General features: G+C 38.4%; 10 protein-coding genes. 3 read left to right on the top strand and 7 right to left on the bottom strand.

Annotated features, from left to right (window positions below):
• Positions 1 to 76: 76 nt before the first annotated feature.
• Positions 77 to 643: a fasciclin domain-containing protein gene (locus NU887_RS14740; RefSeq protein ID WP_258424146.1), complete on the top strand. Its 567-nt coding sequence runs from the start codon at positions 77 to 79 to the stop codon at positions 641 to 643.
• Positions 644 to 721: 78 nt separating this feature from the next.
• Here the strand turns inward: NU887_RS14740 and NU887_RS14735 are convergent, their stop codons facing one another.
• Together NU887_RS14735 and NU887_RS14730 are read right to left on the bottom strand one after the other, a co-directional pair.
• Positions 722 to 3595: an outer membrane beta-barrel protein gene (locus tag NU887_RS14735; protein ID WP_258424145.1), complete on the bottom strand. Its 2874-nt coding sequence runs from the start codon at positions 3593 to 3595 to the stop codon at positions 722 to 724.
• A 256-nt stretch (positions 3596 to 3851) separates the two neighbouring features.
• Entirely contained in the window at positions 3852 to 4865 is a 1014-nt protein-coding gene (locus NU887_RS14730) for a Kelch repeat-containing protein (RefSeq protein WP_258424144.1), read from the bottom strand.
• A gap of 674 nt (positions 4866 to 5539) precedes the next feature.
• Here NU887_RS14730 and NU887_RS14725 point away from each other — a divergent pair.
• Complete coding sequence (locus NU887_RS14725; RefSeq protein ID WP_258424143.1) at positions 5540 to 6478, top strand: hypothetical protein; 939 nt, start codon at positions 5540 to 5542, stop codon at positions 6476 to 6478.
• A 215-nt stretch (positions 6479 to 6693) separates the two neighbouring features.
• On the opposite strand, the gene aspS is transcribed toward NU887_RS14725, so the two are convergent.
• Positions 6694 to 8454 (bottom strand): aspartate--tRNA ligase, encoded by a 1761-nt coding sequence (aspS, locus tag NU887_RS14720; protein WP_258424142.1) that lies wholly within the window; start codon positions 8452 to 8454, stop codon positions 6694 to 6696.
• Between the two features lie 301 nt (positions 8455 to 8755).
• Between aspS and NU887_RS14715 the strand changes: the two genes are divergently transcribed.
• Positions 8756 to 10030, top strand: coding sequence for a peptidoglycan DD-metalloendopeptidase family protein (locus NU887_RS14715; protein ID WP_258424141.1), 1275 nt, complete (start codon positions 8756 to 8758; stop codon positions 10028 to 10030).
• 371 nt (positions 10031 to 10401) lie between these two features.
• Here NU887_RS14715 and NU887_RS14710 read toward each other — a convergent pair whose 3' ends face one another.
• Genes NU887_RS14710 through NU887_RS14695 form a run of 4 tightly spaced genes read right to left on the bottom strand, consistent with a single transcriptional unit; the run spans position 10402 to position 18578 of the window.
• Complete coding sequence (locus NU887_RS14710) at positions 10402 to 12762, bottom strand: OmpA family protein (RefSeq protein WP_258424140.1); 2361 nt, start codon at positions 12760 to 12762, stop codon at positions 10402 to 10404.
• Positions 12763 to 12764: 2 nt separating this feature from the next.
• The gene (locus tag NU887_RS14705) at positions 12765 to 13739 is read right to left on the bottom strand and encodes a PorP/SprF family type IX secretion system membrane protein (protein ID WP_258424139.1); all 975 of its coding nucleotides are present in this window, start codon (positions 13737 to 13739) and stop codon (positions 12765 to 12767) included.
• Between the two features lie 12 nt (positions 13740 to 13751).
• Positions 13752 to 18050: a DUF7507 domain-containing protein gene (locus NU887_RS14700; RefSeq protein WP_258424138.1), complete on the bottom strand. Its 4299-nt coding sequence runs from the start codon at positions 18048 to 18050 to the stop codon at positions 13752 to 13754.
• Positions 18051 to 18068: 18 nt separating this feature from the next.
• On the bottom strand, positions 18069 to 18578 hold the full coding sequence (locus tag NU887_RS14695; RefSeq protein ID WP_258424137.1) for a hypothetical protein: 510 nt from the start codon (positions 18576 to 18578) through the stop codon (positions 18069 to 18071).
• Positions 18579 to 18748 lie beyond the last annotated feature (170 nt).

Below are 18748 nucleotides of genomic sequence, written 5' to 3'. Positions count from 1 at the left end.
TTTTTTTTTAAATACCAAAATCCAGTTTGCTTGACTTCTCCGTATTTCTCTTCAAAACAACAAAACCAATTTTATTATGAAAACCATGAGATTATTTCAATCAGCCATTTTGGCTCTGTTTCTGTTAAATGCTTCAGGAGCATTTGGCCAAAAAGAAAAAACAGTAGAAGTAGGGGGTTCACCGATGTATCCTTCCAAGAATATTGTCGCCAATGCGGTCAATTCCAAAGACCACACCACTTTGGTAGCAGCTGTACAGGCGGCAGGCTTGGTAGAGACATTGCAATCCGAGGGACCTTTTACAGTTTTTGCTCCTACAAATGCGGCGTTTTCAAAACTTCCTAAGGGAACTGTGGAGACTTTGGTGAAACCTGAAAACAAAGCAACCCTAACAGGTATTTTGACTTATCATGTCGTGGCAGGAAAAATGGGATCCAAAGAAATTGCTGCTGCAATCAAGAAAGGAAACGGAAAAGCGGTCTTGACAACCGTACAAGGAGGCAAGTTGACTGCTTGGATGAAAGGCAATGACCTGTATATCACAGATGAGAATGGAGGCCAATCTATGGTGACTATCAAGGATGTGTTTCAGTCAAATGGTGTAATCCACGTGGTGGATTCAGTTGTTCTTCCAAAAGGTTGAAAACAAATTTTTCTTTCTATCTCGCAACAAAATCCCCAAAACGAAAAAGAGACCTTGTCAAAGGTCTCTTTTTTTATGTTACCAAGTCCTGCCACCGCCACCGCCGGGTCTTCCCTGCTGAGGGCTTTCGGCTTGGGGTTTGAAGTTGCCAATATTATAGGAAAAGGTAATCAGGCCATATCTGGTTAGGACCCTTGTGAATGTATCCTCAATGGAAACATCTGACACGGTCCTACCGATGGCATTGTTCTGGTTGAGCAGATCAAAAACTGTAAGCTTCAGTTCTGCTTTGTTGTCTTTGGTAAACCTATATCCGGCTTCAATATTCCAGAGCCAAACTGATTGGTCCAAAGTGGGAGAAAGACCTCTATATAAAGAATTGTTGACCACATTGGAAATGAATAATTTCCCTTTGTTTGGAGAATAGTAGAATCTGAAATTGGAAGATTGGATATAGTAATTCTGGTCCAAATTGGATTGTAAACTACTGTTGACAATGGTATAAATCCCTGTAGTAGAAACGGAAAAATCTAGGTCTTTACTGATGTTACTTGTCAGGGTCAAGCCTTGGCTCAAATCAATGTTGTCATTGGCATTTTTTTGTCCATTGATCATCCCCGGCGTCCTGTTGTAGGAAACCGATGAATTCAGATTGAACTGGGATTTCCAGCTTTTGATCGGGGTGCCATAGGTGACAAATAAGCGTGACCTGAAATTACCCGAAAAATTCTCCGGACGACTGATTTGCCCACCGGGTTTTAATAATACTTGATCATTGATCAAGGTATCGGATTGCGCAATAAAAGTATTGGTACCAATAAAATCTTCAGTCAGGTTTAGGGAGATGAATGTGAAGAAGGTTTTTGATCTGGCTAAGTTGATTTTGGAGTAATTGATAAAGGCATTGTGGCTGAATGACTGTCCAAGGTTAGGATTTCCCACTAAAAGCTGCAAAGGGTTTTGGTTGTTGATTACATTTTGAAGCTGATTTACACTTGGTTCCTGTGTGTTTGTCCTATACCGCAACCTGAAAGAGGTACCTTTTTCTTGGTTTCTATAATTGGCATTCAGACCAGGAAGAAAATTGGTGAAGGAGCGGTTGAAAAGTTCTTCTCTAGGAAAAAAGCTTTCATTGTCCTGCACCGCATATTGGTAATCAAGGTTGGCATTGACATTCCATTTTTCAAACCTATAGCTGTACCCTACACTTGGTCTTTGGACGATAAATTTGTTGTTGAATTGGTTGCTCAATGCAGTATCAAGTACCATAATGCCAGCTTCCGGTATCAAGCTGAATGTCTTTTGGTCAGAAGTAGTTTTGTTGTTGCCCACTTGGTAAGACATGGTCAATAGCGATTTTTCTGTGACCGGTTCCGTGAATTGTAAAGTTGCCCGGTAGTTGAAGCCATCCGAAAGTCCGAATGTCTCTTGGTTGATAGTATCGCGGATATCTCTGATGAAATCCCGGTTGGCGGCAACTAGGTCAGAATATTGGTCTCTTTTGGTCCAAGCAGTGTAGACAGTAGTGGAAATTGTCCTTCCCTGTTTGTCAAATTTGTACCGATAGACAAAATTGTTTGCCAGGTTATAGCCGTCCGTGGTGGCATTGGATTTTGTTCTTGAGCTACTCAAGGGATCCAATGTGCCTGAAAGGTTGAGCCCATCACGGTCGTTGTAAGTATTGTTGCTCTGGAAATTTAGGGAAGGGGTAATGATGATGGCGTTTTTTGGATTGAGGTCATATTCTATCCTCCCATTGATGCGGTGGTTGTTGTTTGTGATGGTGTTGAGTAAATTTTCCTCATAAAATTGCCTCGTGGTCTCAGACAAAATTGTTTCCCTATTGGTAAGTTTAAATAGATTATTCTTGGTTGAATTGAAAAAATAGCTTCCTGTGAAGTTGATTTTTTTACCGAATTTATCACTGTAATTCAAGCCTACACTGTTTGTTGTGATGATACCTTGGTCTTGCCCGACTAGAAAATTATTGTTTCCACCTCCCCAGCCCTGACCCCCGGGGCGTCCGCCGCCGCCGCCCCTATTTCCGCCACCCTGACTTGAGGCATTGACCCCGACTAAATCCTGAGAGGAGAAATTCTGTTGGTTGATGTTATTGAACAAACCAATGATGGAGATTCTTTTGTTGCCTTTGAAATAATTGAAATTGCCCCCTGCAGCATATCTGTCCTGTGTGCCCGCACCGGCGTATAACCTTCCAAACTGGCCCGTGTTTTTATCCGGTCTGGTAACGATATTGATAGTCCTTGAATAATTCCCGTCATCAAATCCTGTAAGTCTGGATTGATCGGACCTTTGATCCAATATCTCGACGCGGTCGATGACATCCGCAGGTAGATTTCGCAAAGCAAGGAACGGATCACTTCCAAAAAATTCCCGGCCATCCACCAAAACTTTTTGTACCTGCTCGCCTTTAGCCTGGATTTCACCATTTTGGATGGTGACTCCGGGAAGCTTTCTGACCAAATCTTCGGCATCTCCGTTTTCCCTTGTTTTGAAAGCATTGGCATTGAATGATGTCGTATCGCCCTTAACTTCTCCTACTACCACCTGACCTTCTATCAAAACCTCGCCTAGGAGCTTGCTGTCTTCCAATAAGACCAAGGTTCCGAGGTCTAGACCATCACCTCTGTTGTGGGTTTTGCTGATTTTTACAAATCCCAAAAAAGTAACTTCAATCAGGACAGATGGGATTCTTGGCCTGCTGATTTCAAAAGTCCCGTCTGCTCCTGTTACTGTATTCACCAAAACCGAGTCTGTAACCGTCTTGATGACCACATTGGCACCGACCATTGGTCCTTTTGTAGCTCCTTCGATGACTCGGCCTTTGAGGATGAGATTCTGTGTTCTTCCTTCGGGTCTTTGGGCTTGGGAATCAAAAGAATAAATAAAAAGCAAGCAAAGGAAAAATGCTTTGAAAGTAGAAATCTTCATGGGAAATAGTTTAAATATCCCAGCTTAGACATTGTCCCAAGTCAAAAAGTTTAAGTATAAATCAAGCAAAATTTTGATCGGATAAAATTTAGGTTGAATGGGGATTAGATTCCTTTAATTATAATTAGGAATTTTGATAAAAGGGAGAAGTTACATACATCGGCTCATAACTGAGGTTTAAAGTAGAAAACAAAAATAATTCAAAATTTATTTGCTTAACTACACATAAATATATCTGGATTTTCTCTTGATCTAGTTAGAAACTAGGGCGATCATATCGATAAACATTTCTTGTCGGGTTTCCCCAAATGGTCGGAGGAATAGCGTCGCCGCCACCAATATATGCTTTACCTTCTATTGTAAAGGCAAAAGACCGATATCTATATGAAAATCCCACTTCGTCTACTTCGGTCCAAGAGTCATCCTGAAAATTATATTTCCAAACTTGCCTACCTAACGTTACAAATCCCTGGTCATTGAATGAAAACCCTGAAGTAAAACTTAAGGCCATAGGGAAATCATTTTTTCTATCCCATGAATTTTTAGTGCTATCGTACATCCAAACCCCAAAACTACCTCCTCCACTTAGGATTATTTTATCTCCTACAACTGTGCAGGCCATTTTTAACTTGGGTGAAGATGGGCCAAAATCAAGATCCTCCATTTCTTCCCAATCATCTTGGATTGGGTCATACCTATAAAAATCGGAAAAATTAGGCTCCCAAGGTGTATTTTGATCATTACCCAAACCTAAAAAAATGTATTTACCCACAGAAAACATTACGGAAAAATCACGATTCTTTCCAGGGAATTTTTTTCGTTTGGTCCATAAGTCAATATTTGGGTCATATTCCCAAAAGTTATTATTCTCTGATTGGGTATATAAATATCCTTTTTCCGAACTTCCTGTTACATTACTGGTTGCTAACAATGGAACCTCTAACTGTTTACTTTCCCAGTTTAAGGTTTTTGTTTCGAAAACCATAAGTTCATTTTGTTCTGGTGCATCCTTTAGAAGGAGGAAATAGGCCTTTGATCCGATCACAAAGCTACCTGTGTAATTCACGAAATTATCAGGTGCATCATTTGAGACCATTAGCCATTTATCTTTAATGCAAATTTCTTCTTTGCCAATGACTTGATAGTCGGCCATTCCCAATTTTATCGAAGCTTTTGCTTCTGGAAAAGGAACAACAGGTATTATTACCTGCAGCATTGTCCTATTACCTCCAACAAGTTTTGCCGGTTCTCCATTGAAAAAGACTTCCATTCTCGACCAATTTGGATTGAAGTGCTTCCCCTCAATTTTAACCGTATCCTCAGTAAAAGTACACATGTTATAGGAAATGATCTCAGGTGGAGTCAATTTGAAAGACTTTCGGGATGTATATCTGAAATTAAATCCTATTACTTGAATGCTAGAATTTCCTGATTTTAAGGCTTCTGGGACGATGAACGAGATTTCATTTGGCTCAATTTTGATGATATTTGTATATTCTTCACCAAAAAGTATCGTGTAGAAGTCAATCTGCTCCGGATCTAAATTGGTTAACCGCATTCTAATTGTATCACCAAAAGTCCCAGTTTCAGGAAAAATGCTAAATGCTTCCTGAGGTAATAAATCAGCAGGTTCTTCGGTGGTACAGGCCAATCCTATCCAAAACAATAATATGATTAGAATAGTAGGAAAACGAAGTAAGACCATGAAATTGTTTTTTACCAAAGAAAACTACTTTTTTCTACTTTAGGAAATATATAATTAGGCAATTTTTTTAGAAAAAAACCTGCATTAATTTAAAGCTAATTGATATCGGATTTTAAGTGCATTTTTTCTTGATTTGGAATAATTGAAGTGCCTTCACGAAAATTCTCAAGTGATTATTTTAAAAAATTAATGACAGTGAACTTATTGTTTTATTCTATACCTTTACCTAAAACTTAATTATGAAGAATCGTTATTTTCTATTTTTTCTTTTTCCACTTTCTTGTTTATTCATAGCTTGTGAAAAGGAAGAGCCCCGAGTTAGTATCGGACCTAAAATTTTAATAACAAATGTAGATGCTAGTTCCAACCTCTTTGTTGAATTTTCTGCGCAATTTATTGATTTCGGGATTCAGCCGATTTTAGAATATGGCTTTTTTTATTCGGATTCTGATGATTTGGACTTTGAAAATGCCGATTGGGTGAGTAAAAAAGGAAAGCCGGGGAAAGAATTTAAATTGAAAGCAACGCACTCGATGCTTTACGGAAAACAGTATAATGTTGTTGCTTTTGCTATGACTGCTGATACTGTGGTGTTTTCACCTTTTGTTGCCTTTGTTTCTCGCGGAACAGTTGGTTTTATCTTAGATAGGATTGTAGGACCTTCTGAGATTTATTTTGGGGATACCCTAACTTTTTTTGGACGAAATATTAGTAAGAATCCCGCTAATTTTTTTATTTCTGCAGATGGATCTACTGAAAGTAAATTGACAATATTAGATATTAAAGAGGACTATTTCCGGGCAATCTTGCCTTCTATGTTTTCAACTTATTATATCAAAGAGAATGGATTCATCCGGTTCAGTTTTGATATCAGCGGAAAGAACATTCAGACCGAATGGCCTGCCAAATTCAGAGAACCTATTTTCAATTTGATTGAAAACCAAAAGGTAAGTATAGAAGGAGAAGTTACAATTTTAGGGGATTATTTGGATTCAGATATCAAAATGGTAAGGTTTGCGGATGAACCTTATTTTGATGTGGAAGTAGTTGCTTGGGAAAAAACGAAAATAGTGTTCAAAGCCAAACGTTCTAAACCAAATTTGTATGAATCCATTTCAATAAATGTAAGACGAAAGAAATATGATTTGGAAAATGTGTATTCTTATCTGGTCCCTTAAGAATTAACCCTTAAGTTGAATGTCATAGTCAATCAAGATCAATTATGTAATTTTTGGGTTTGATCAAGCATTTCTTATTGTTTAGATTTGAAATATTTCGATTGAGGCTATGTTCAAAAATTTAAAATTGATTCTAGTCGCTTCAAACATCCATATCTAATAGCTCTTAATCAAGAAATAAAAAATCCCGATTTTTCAACCGGGATTTTTGAGTTTTATTTTTTCTCTGACAATGAGACCTTGATGGAGAGTTCTGTCAGCTGTTCATCAGAAATCGTACTTGGTGAATCGATCATGACATCCCTGCCGGAGTTGTTTTTTGGGAAGGCGATATAATCCCTGATGGAATCTGATCCACCAAAAATGGCACAAAGCCTGTCAAATCCAAAGGCAATGCCTCCGTGTGGCGGTGCTCCAAATTCAAACGCTTCCATCAAAAATCCAAATTGCTTTTGCGCTTCAGCTTCAGAAAACCCAAGGTGCTTGAACATCAATTGCTGTGTCGTCCTATCATGGATCCTGATCGACCCACCTCCGATTTCAACACCATTGATGACAAGGTCATAGGCATTTGCCCGAACGGAACCCGGATCAGTTTCCAAAAGCGGAATATCTTCTTTCTTTGGAGAAGTAAATGGATGGTGCATGGCATGAAATCTGTTGGTCTCCTCGTCCCATTCGAGCAATGGAAAGTCAACCACCCAAAGTGGCTTGAACACATTTCTATCCCTCAATCCGAGTTCTTCACCCATTTTCAGCCTGAGTTCTGATAGTTGTTTTCTTGTCGATTTTGCATCGCCACTCAAAACCAAAATCAGATCTCCAGCCTCAGCACCCATCTTTTCGGCCCAAGCTATCAGATCCTCATTGGAATAGAATTTATCTACAGTTGACTTGAAAGTTCCGTCTTCGTTGCATTTGACATATACCAATCCTTTGGCTCCGATCTGTGGTCTCTTCACCCAATTGGTCAATTCATCAAGTTGCTTTCTAGTGTATTCACCTGCGCCTTTAGCACAGATTCCTACGACAAGCTCTGCCTGATCAAAAATGGAAAAACCTTTTCCTTGAGCGACGTCATTGAGTTCTACAAATTTCATGTCAAACCTCAAATCCGGTTTGTCATTGCCATAACCACTCATTGCTTCGGCGTAGGTCATTCTTTTGACTTCTTCCAATTGTACACCTTTCACATTTGCGAAAAGGTGCTTAGTCAAACCTTCAAAAGTATTAAGGATATCTTCCTGACTTACGAAAGACATTTCGCAGTCTATCTGGGTAAACTCAGGCTGTCTGTCCGCCCTCAAATCTTCATCTCTGAAACATTTGACGATCTGAAAATACCTGTCAAAACCACTCACCATCAGCAATTGCTTGAAAGTCTGTGGAGATTGAGGCAAAGCATAAAATTCTCCAGGGTTGACACGGCTTGGAACAACAAAATCCCTTGCCCCTTCAGGAGTGGATTTGATCAAAACAGGCGTTTCCACTTCGATAAAGTCCTGTCCATCCATATATTTTCTTGTCTCCTGCATCATGCGGTGCCTGAGTTGGAGTTTTTCCCTGACCACATTTCTTCTCAGGTCAAGATATCGGTATTTCATTCTCAATTCATCGCCGCCGTCTGTTTCGTCCTCGATGATGAAGGGAGGAACTTTGGATGGGTTCAAAATTTCAAGTGAATCAACTTTGATTTCAATATCCCCGGTACTCATTTTGTCATTTTTGGAAGTTCTTTCCAGAACAGTTCCTTTGGCTTGGACTACAAATTCCCTTCCTAAAGAGGCGGCTTTTTCAAGTAGCGATTTGTCAGAGGATCCCTCTTCAAAAATCAGTTGGGTAACGCCATATCGGTCTCTTAAGTCTACCCAAATCAATCCGCCTTTATTCCTGACCCGCTGCACCCAACCCGAAAGGGTTACTTTTTGATGTACATCTTGTATCCTTAATTCTCCGCAAGTATGTGTTCTAAGCATGATAATGAATGGTATTTTTTGAAGTGGACAAAGATAAACAAAGCTTGGGGACAATTCTAAAATGATCAAGAAGTTTGAAAAAACTTTTTATTTGGCAAAAAAACAGATGTTTGGTTGGATTTTCTACAATATCAGCGAGATGAAAAACAAAAAAATGGCATTTATATGAAATACCAAATTGTACTTCACGTTGATTAGTATAGTCAAAATATTAATTATGACTTGAAAAGTTGTAAATAATTTGGATTTTGAACCAAATTTAAATTTATTTGGGAGAGTACGATATTTCACCCCTCTAAACATGAACAAAAAATTAACTTTTACTATCTCGACTTTGCTGGTTTTTGGCACTGTGTACTATTTTAGTCAAAAGCAAAAAAATGAACCTGAGATTACCCAAGAAAAAATTGAATTGGTAGAACAGAAGAAAGAAGATCAGATTCTCTATGGTATCAATGTTAATGAATTGGATGTGGTAGAGGGCGTAGTCGGTAAGAACCAAACATTGTCAACTATTTTGGCTCCATTCAATGTCCCTTATCAAATCATTGACGAAATCGCCAGAAAATCGAAGGACATATTTGACGTTAGAAAGATTTCTTTTAACAAAAAATTTACCGTGCTCTCTTCCAAAGACACCGCATTGGCTCAATTTTTTATCTACGAACCCAATCCCGCTGAGTTTGTGGTTTTCAAATTGGATGAAGGTGAAGTGTACAAAGAAGAAAAACCTGTTGAATTCCGCAAAGTAGAAATCGGAGGAACCATCAGTAGCAATCTATATGTAAACATGACCGAAATAGGGATTGGTCCTGACTTGATTGACCAATTTGCCGATTTGTATGGTTGGGCGGTTGATTTTCAAAGGCTTCAAAAGGGTGACAAATTCAAGGTATCATATTCTGAAAAAGTAGTAGAAGGCACTGTGATAGGAATAGGAGATATCGAAGTGGCATATTTTGAGCATATGGGAGTTCCTTATCATGCTATTCCATTTGAACAAAATGGCGAAAGAACATTTTTCGATCAGGAAGGCAACAGTTTCAAAAAAGCATTTTTGAGAGATCCGCTTAAGTATTCAAGGATCAGTTCCAGGTATAACCTCAATAGGTTTCATCCCGTCCAAAAAAGATATAAAGCACACTTAGGAACTGATTATGCGGCCCCGACCGGTACAGAAATCAGGTCAGTTGGTGATGGTACAGTTTTAGAAGCCAGGTATACAGGGGCAAATGGAAATTTTGTAAAAATCAAACACAACGGAACTTACACCACACAGTATCTTCACATGTCCAAAATTGCAAAAGGAATGAAGCCTGGGTCAAGAGTTAAACAAGGTGAAGTAATCGGATATGTAGGGAGTACCGGATTGGCGACCGGACCGCATCTTTGTTTCAGATTTTGGAAAAACGGCAAACAGGAAGATTGGTTGAAAGAAAAAATTCCACCATCGGACCCAATTTCACAGGAAAACAGGATGGCATTTGAACAGGTAAAAATGGAAAAAATGAGACAGATAGCTGCTATACCTTATATTGATTCAAATCAAAAACTTGTTGCCAAAGTAAATCCTTGACCTTCGCCCTATTATAAAGATTTCACTATCCGGGAAGCTATGCCTTCCCGGTTTTTTTTTGATTTGAAGTGAAAGTTTAATTTTTTTTGGCTTCCTTTTTGATAATGGGGATCAATCATATTCATCTTTTCCCTCTGAAAAACGAAATGTGGTATTCTTATGATCGAATTTGAGAATATTTTCCAAATATAAAATCAGGTCGCATTGGGTTTAAATTTTGACAGAAAACAGAAAGAATAAAGGTATAAACAGGACCTAAGTCTCATATTATGGAATCAACATTCCAAAAGGAGGCAAAAAAAAGGACCTCCCAGAAGGAGGCCATTTTTACTTATCTATCTCGCAAGTTTAAAAAATAAAATCTTGAATTATTAATTACCCTTAAGGTGAAGTTCTGTACGCCTGTTTAACTGATGCATATTTTCAGTACAGGGTATTGTATTGCAGTCATTGATTGGTTGCGATTTTCCAAACCACTTGAATTCTATTCTATTGGATTCTACACCACGTTGGACCAGGTATTCTAAAACTGCTTTGGCTCTTCTTTCTGCCAGCTTCAGGTTATAATCTTCATTTCCTCTTTGGTCAGTATGGCCGGCAATATAAAGTTGAAGGTTTTTCAGTTTTTTCATCGTCAGTCCTACCTTTTCCAAATCTTTCTCATGCACGGCTCTGATGGTAGATTTGTCAAAGTCAAAGTAAACCACAGGAATCGAGTTCATTTCATTTTGAATTTCCTCAAACAGAGAGTTTTCGTCGCAAAGATCCTTCCCTAGCAAAGATGCTGGTAAATCATATTCTTTGTTTGAATCGCTGAATGCTTCCAAGACCAATTCACTTCTTCTATTCAATTGATGCTTCAACTCAGGACAAGGTATACCGTCACCACAATCATTGGTTAATTTTTCTTTACCATACCAATCAATTCTAACCCTGTTTTCAGGTATTCCAAATTGTGAAAGGTAATTTTTAACTGCTTCGGCACGCTTTTCACTCAATAACATGTTGTACTTGTCAGAAGCCCTGGAGTCCGTATGAGAGGCCACGGCTAAGTCAAGGAAGTCATATTTGGCCATCAGTTCTGCGATTTTGTTGAGAACCGGTTCTGCATCTTTCCTGATTTTAGCTTTGTCAAGATCATAGTACACGATATCCACCATGACAGGGAGATTATAAGGTATCTTGACAAGTTTATATTCTCTTTCCAAAACATCATCTTCCAAACCAATGGTAGAAAGTGTACTGTCATAGATGCTAAAATATCCTTTTTTACTGATTTTAAGATTAAAATTACTTTCAGGTTCTAAATCGGCCAAAATTTCACCCTTTTCATTTCTGATTGAGGTCATCATTTCCCCACCTTCTTTATTGACTAAAGCCGTATTGAATGACTCGCTGATGATCTTGTCATCACAATCGATTACCCTTGCAATCAATTTCTTGAACAGAACCTCTATCAGGTAAATGTCATCTAATCCCATTCCGCCAACTCTATCAGAACTCAGGTATCTTTTACCATCTTTGGTAACAATGTACCCAAAATCATCTCTGGGAGAATTGTAAGGCAATCCCATGTTTTGGATATTACTGAATCCAGAGGAGGAAATGTCTGCTTTGAAGATATCCATACCTCCCAAACCAGGATGTCCATTAGATGCAAAATAAAAAGTGGATCCATTAACAGATGGGTATCGTTCGTTTTTTGGAGTATTGATTTCTTTGCCAAGGTTAACAGGTTCACTAAAGTTAAGGTCCCCATCATAAGTGACATAATAGATATCAAAGCCGCCTACCCCTCCTTCCATGTCAGATACAAAGTAAATTCTTTGATTCTCCTCGTCTACAAAAGGATTCAAAACACCATATTCAGTGAAATTATTTAGAGGAAAGGGTTTAGAAGAAGATAATGTTCCATCCGATCCGATTATGCTGTAGAAAATTTCCGAATGAAGGGTAAATTCTCTGCTTCCTTTGATTTTATTGACATCTCTTATTACAGAATAGAAAACGATATTTTGGCTTTCCATCAAGCTTGGATCACTGATGTGGAGGGCTTCAGGGAGATCCGACACCAATTTTGAAAGTGTGCTGTCCTTATCAAATTTATAGATTCCAAAGAAAGACCTGTCATTAAAGCTGCTTTTTTCGGAATTGTAAAGATTACTTTTTGCATCCAACCGGATACCTTTTTTGTTTGTAGGGATAACACTACCTCTATCGCTTGAGAAGAACTTGGAGCCATTCTTATCTACTTGCAGTCCAAAATCGGACCCGTCGCTGTTGATTCCATTTGCTTGGACTAATTTGACATTGACCTTCTTTGAGGACATGCTTCTGATCAGATCAAAGTCCAACTCAGGAAAGTCACTCTCATCAAAGGAAGAGCCTTTAAGCATTCCGTCAATTTGGTCTGCTTTTCCGACTTTTATTGCAGCATTCAGGTATTTGGAATAATCCGACCTTTCAGCCTCTGGATTTGTGATTACTTTTTCCCACCAAGCAAAAGATTTATCATACTCTTGGATTTGGCTGTAAGCTTCTGCAGCATTTCTTGCTGTAGTTATTTTTGGATTTCTGTTATATGCCTGTTCGTATATTTCTGCTGCATGCTGGAAATTCTCCAAATCTTTTTGTTTATCTGCATAGCGCAAAAGTCTATTCTGTGCATTGGAATGGATCGGAGGAATTCCGACTAGTAAAATCAGGGAAATGAGGCAAAATATTCTTCTCATGATCAGAACCATCTTGGATTTTTCATTGTGACTTTCCTAGGGGATAAATAAAATCCAACAGAAAACTCATGAGAATTATTTCTGGAATTTTGTAGAGCATTTAATGTTTGATCATATGCATACCCGAATCTTACTTTATCTGTGGCAAAAACTTCAACTATAAATGCCACAGCGTTTCTTCTACTGATATCACTTTCAAGGTTGTCATTCCAGATATGAATATTTGTCCTGTAAGACGCCCCCAACCATAGCCGGTTCATGAAAAGGAACATCCCATTTAGGTCAAGGTTGGTCGGAGAACCTTTAACCTCTTTGATCAAAAAAGAAGGTTTGAATTCAATTGCATCTGTGATTGGGACCATTGCACCCGCAGTCAGGAAGAAATGTAAGTCGTGAAGAGAAAGAGAAATATCCTGTCTTTCCAAGGAATTCTTTCCAATCATATTGAAAGCACTTAATCCTGCATAGAATCTGGTATTGTGATAAAATAGACCCACGTTCATGTTTGGGCTATATAGGTTGTTGATTCCGGCAGGTATTTCCACGTCATCCTGATCGATTGGATTGAGCATGTTTCCGTCTAGTTGATATTCAGACACCCCAGCGCTTGCTCCAAGGGCAAGAAAAGATTCTTTGCCTGTTTGGATTCTGTAGGAATAAGTTAGTAATCCGGTGGTTGTCCTTGTAGGCCCGATCTGATCTGACAGCACTGATACACCAAATCCCATCATTCCTTCATTTGCACTCAAATCCGCTGTAATCGTAAATGTCCGTGGAGCTCCCTCAAGATTTACCCACTGATTCCTGTATGTACTTTGTATGTATCCTTGGTTTTTATATCCCGCATATCCTGGATTGATATGCAATCCATTGAAAATATATTGGCTGAACTGTGGCAGCTGCTGTCCATTTCCTGACTGAACAGCCAAGATGGCTAACAGTAGGGAGAGTCCAAATATTTTATGGTATCTTTTCATTTTCAGCGAGATTTACTTTTTGATAACCTGGATCCAACCTTTGAACTCGTGTACTTTACCTTCAGAATCTGTTCCTCTGAACACAAAGAAGTAAGTACCACCAACTATACCTTCTGCACTCCAATCATTGTCATAATTGCTGTTTTCATAAAGGTGATCACCAAATCTGTTGAGGATTACAATTTCCCTTTTTGCAAATTTTTGGGATCCTTTGATGACAAATCTGTCATTTTTCCCATCATTATTTGGCGTGATTACATTTGGGATAAAGAATAGATTGATTTCGTTTGAATCTTCTGCGGCATTGTTGTCAGGATTGGTATCATCTTCATCAGAAACCACCGTTACCCTGTTTACAATACTCAATGGACTTCCGTTGATCAATGCGTTGGCTTTTACCTTGACATGAATAGTCAATTTTGAATTGGCAGGGAAATAAGGAATGGTGTAGGTTAGCTTTGTTCCGGTCAAGTCTGTGGACACGTTGATGTCCGTGGATGTAGAAATAAAGCGAGAGCTTACATAGGTGATTCCGTTTGGAAGATCATCCACCACCACTACATTTGTTGCATCAAAGCTGCTTGAATTGGTTACATCAATTTGGTATTCGAATTCATCGCCTTCAAAAATTTCGGCATTGTTTGAAGTTTTTGTGATGCTCATGTCTACCTCTGAATTGACCAATCTGAAAGTCACAAAAGCTTCATCGCTGTTGGTTGGATTCAGGGATTCTGTCAGGATATACTTCAGTCTGTATTCCCTAGCTTCATTTACGCCGGGGATAAGGCTCAATTCACCATCTCCTGTAGTCAATAGACCGATGATGCCATCAAGTTCAACGAACTCAAAGTTGACATTATCAGGTGTTACGGGTTGTCCATTAAGCAAATCATTAGAAAGGATATTGCCCAATACACCGCCGAAATCCAAAGCATGTGTTCCAAATTCGTCATCGTTGGCAATAATCTCATTCTTGGATCCCACGATAGTTACCGAATCAGTTGAGTCTACCTCATCTCCATCAGAACCTGTAGTTGAAACCAAAACAGTATTTAGAATGGTACCTGATATAAGGTCTTCCACTTTTACAGTATATGTAGTTTGGAATGATACGGTCTGACCTGGAGATAAGCTTGGGATAATTTCATCCATTCCTGTTAGTGGATCCACCACAGAAATATTGGTTAAAGTTGTATTTCCGGTATTGGTAACTGTAATGGTATAGGAAATTATCTGGCCAACTTCATTGAATGTTTCAGTTTCTGTGGATTTACTTACTGCAATGGACTCTATCTTCTCAAAAACTTGAACATCATCGTCAGAAACTTCAATTTCATTTTCTGCAAAGTCACCTTTAACTGTAGCTACGTTTGTAAAAGAACCAAAGTCGATGTCCTCTTGGGTCAAAATATATTCAGCTGTGAATGTAGTACTGTCTGTAGCTCCTGGGGCTAAAATCTCAATAGGGCCTCCCACTACCGTTACTTTAGGATCTACAAGCGTAATATTGGTATAGTCTACATTTCCGGTATTGGTTACAGTGAAAGTGTATACAATTTTGTCTCCCGCATTTGTGATATTATTACCATCTTCATCGACCAATTTGCCTGACTTTTCGAATATTATAGAGCAAGTATTGACATTTACAGTTACCAAAACTCTTGGACCTGTACAGTCTGAGGATGAGCCTTCTGCAACCCAAATTTGAACTGTTCCAGTATCATTGGAATCAATCTGATATCCTTGCAATGCTTCTCCTCCTTCGGCTTGGGTAAAGAAAAACACATCATATTCACTTTCGCCACCAAGATTACTTGGATTGATCAAGGTATTTAGATTAGGAATTTCTTGTCCTTGGCAATAATTGTAAACAGCTCCCTCAGCCACAGTTGGGCTCGTGGTAACGATTGAAACTTCAATTTTAAATTCGAAAATACAATTGCTTGAATTCACAGGAATACCAAAGTAGGTACCACTTGTAGCCGGGAAAGGATTTGAAGCCGTGAATTCATTAGACTTGTTTGGATCTATGCCATCAAAGAATCTGATTCCTACAGGGAATGAAATAGCAATGCTGTTGAAAGGAATACCCTCTTCAGGATTGATATTGCAGAATGAGAAACTGTCAAACAAATCTACCTCTCCGCAATTTGAATTCGCCCATTCTGTGGCACCAACAATAGGGATAATAAGTGGAGTCTGGATGGGTTCACCTTCACAATCTCCGTCCAAAAAACCTTGGGTAAGTTGGATACCACTAAACTCACTTTGTGATATTTTTCCTTTTCCGGAAATTGAACCCCCAACAGAAATGAAAGCGTCACAATTAGGATTTGAAAGAATTAGACAATCTTCAGTCGCTTTTAACTTAAAGGTAATTCTTGCTAATATAGAATTGATATCTTCCAAAAGTGGCAATTCTCCCAACTCCCAAACAATTGAACCTGTGGCACCTAGGTTAGGATCAAAATATGGAGCCTTTACAGTGTTTGAGGTAAAGAAAACTTCAAAATCGGCATCAACAAAAGTTGAGGTAAATGGAATCGGTATAATCACTTTTCCATTTTCAATTTCTTCAGTACCTAGATTTCTGATATCTAACGTGTATTCAATTTCCTGACCCGGTTGAACAGTAGGATTTTCCGTTGCAGGTTCACCATTGATGGTAGCAATCTGATTTAAACCTTGTATATCCGGAACATAAGCATCCACTGAGAAAGCAATGGAGTAGATATTATAGGAATCATTTCTGGACCCATATCTAAAAACTGTAGAGGTCTGTCCATTTGCAATGATAGAATTATCTGGGTTTGGGACATTCCACATGGCTATATCAATACCTGTATTATTGTCAAATTGAGGATTTCTTGGGTTTGCAATTAAATTTCCATTATTGTCGCTTACTGGAGTGTAGATTGAAGAGTTGAAGAAATTGTTTGTTTCATTAAGGGCATGATTCAACCTCACCCACTCGGTATCTGCTGCATTTCGAATTTCAAGGTAATCACCAGTAAAACCTCTTTCACCCTCGCCGACCATAACTCCAAGTTTCAGATTTACTGGTCCGTTTGGGACCGCTTTAAATCCTTCTATTGCTAGGGTACCATCCACATGAGCAGGATCACCTATAGCTTTTAGGTAGGAGTATCCATCAAAAACAGTTACATCTCTCCAGTTCATTTTGGAGTTTTCATATACAACTACTATTCCCCAATGTCCGAAATATCCTACTCTACCACCGTTTCCTTCAGTAAGTGCCACGTTGGCAACAGTATATTCTCCAATACCTTGATTTTTAATATATTGTGTTATATCGGCATAACCAACATACATATCATCCAATTCACCGGCAGGATAGAGGATGTCATTTTCAGCAGCAGTGATTTCCTGGTAATCAGAAGATGAAGGACCTTTGATTCTAATTTTTCTTTTGTCAAGATTAACGGTTTTCACGATTTCAGGAATAAATACCCCATCAGCAGTTATTCTAGCAAAATTCTCTTCTGTTTGATAAGCGGCTACTTCTTCAGTTCTGGAGATAATTCTCTGCAATCTATCTATCTTCAAAGTAACTTCTCCATCAGTGATAGTGATTGGATCAAAGGTTACCGTTCTGATATTTCCGTCTGTACTTACAGTTTGATTGGAAAGGGTCGTCATTGGACCACTTGTTCCGATCCTGTATCTGGCAGGATTATTATTGTTATTGGAAAATTCAAATTGATAGGTATCCCCGCCTTTTTTCGAAGTAAAAGAAAAACGAGGGTATCGGTTGGTTTCACTTCCATTCCTTCCAACTGTCAAAGTATAAAAGGAAAAAGCTATAGGATTGGTGTGCATAGCAATTTGAACTTTGTTGCTGACAGTTACCGGAGCTCCGTTTTCTGTGCCTATGGCAACATCGAAATTCATTCCCAAATCTGGATTTGCCCTTCCAGACCAGTAAAGCCCTGCATAAATTATTTCGGAACAATTTGGGTCAGCATTGTTTTCTCTTGAAAAAACCAAAGTTGAAGATGAGGAATTTACAGTATTTTGATTGTTGTCAACATCAACATAGATCATTTGGTTGTTTGAATTGTTGACTTCATTTTGGTCTAAAAGAGTTAAATTGGTATTACCAATAATGGTAAAATCACCCCTGAGTTTGAATATGTTGTTTTCAGGTGCCGGATTTCCTACTCTATGTTTGAATGGAACCCTATTGTCAGTCTGAGCTGAAATCTTTCCCGAGAAAACGCCTGTCAACAAGATCAAAAACAAGTTGGTCAAGAGCGCTTTTTTGAATGAATATTGGAAAAATGCTTTCATGGTTTTTCTGTTTTAAGATTAAAAATTAGAATTGACTTGGAATAAAAGAATGACATCGCCTTCTTCATTTCCGGTTACCATCTTTTCGACCTCTTCAGATGTCAATGGCACTTCAGAGTTGATAAGAATGTAGACGAGATTTGAAAAACCTTCCAATTCACTGATATTAATTCTTAAAGCGGACTTTTCCGATTCATGGTTCAAGTTGATCTGCAAAAGCTTGACAGTTCGAAAAATATTGTTTCCTGACTTTAAAGACGAAAGGGAATTTGTGTTTGAAGAAACTTTTTGAGGAAAACCCTCTCCGATAAGTTGTGTCTTTGAATCAGTTAGAATAACTGTAGCAACATTATCATACACAAGACTCTTTAACAAATCTGTGTTATTCTCTCCTTCTTGTTTCATGAATTCTTCAAGCAAAAGTGCTTTTTGAGCATGAACTTGAGTAAACGACAAGAGGATTAGTGTAAAAACCAAAAACAAACAGCTACGGTTTTCTTTCTTGGAGATTGTAAATAATGTAATCATAGCGAGATATTAAAGTAAACAAAATGGGTAGGCAGTTGAGATAGATAAAGCCTGAATTATGCGAAATGGGTGACAAGGGTGTTGTTATTACCATTTAACTGCTGTAAAAATACAATTATTTGATTTTCATTTCCTAATGATTTTCAATAAATATTTTATAAAATGCATTT

Source organism: Aquiflexum gelatinilyticum (assembly GCF_024741135.1).
GTDB classification, from domain to species: domain Bacteria; phylum Bacteroidota; class Bacteroidia; order Cytophagales; family Cyclobacteriaceae; genus Cognataquiflexum; species Cognataquiflexum gelatinilyticum.
This window is presented reverse-complemented; position numbering and strand designations above follow the sequence as displayed.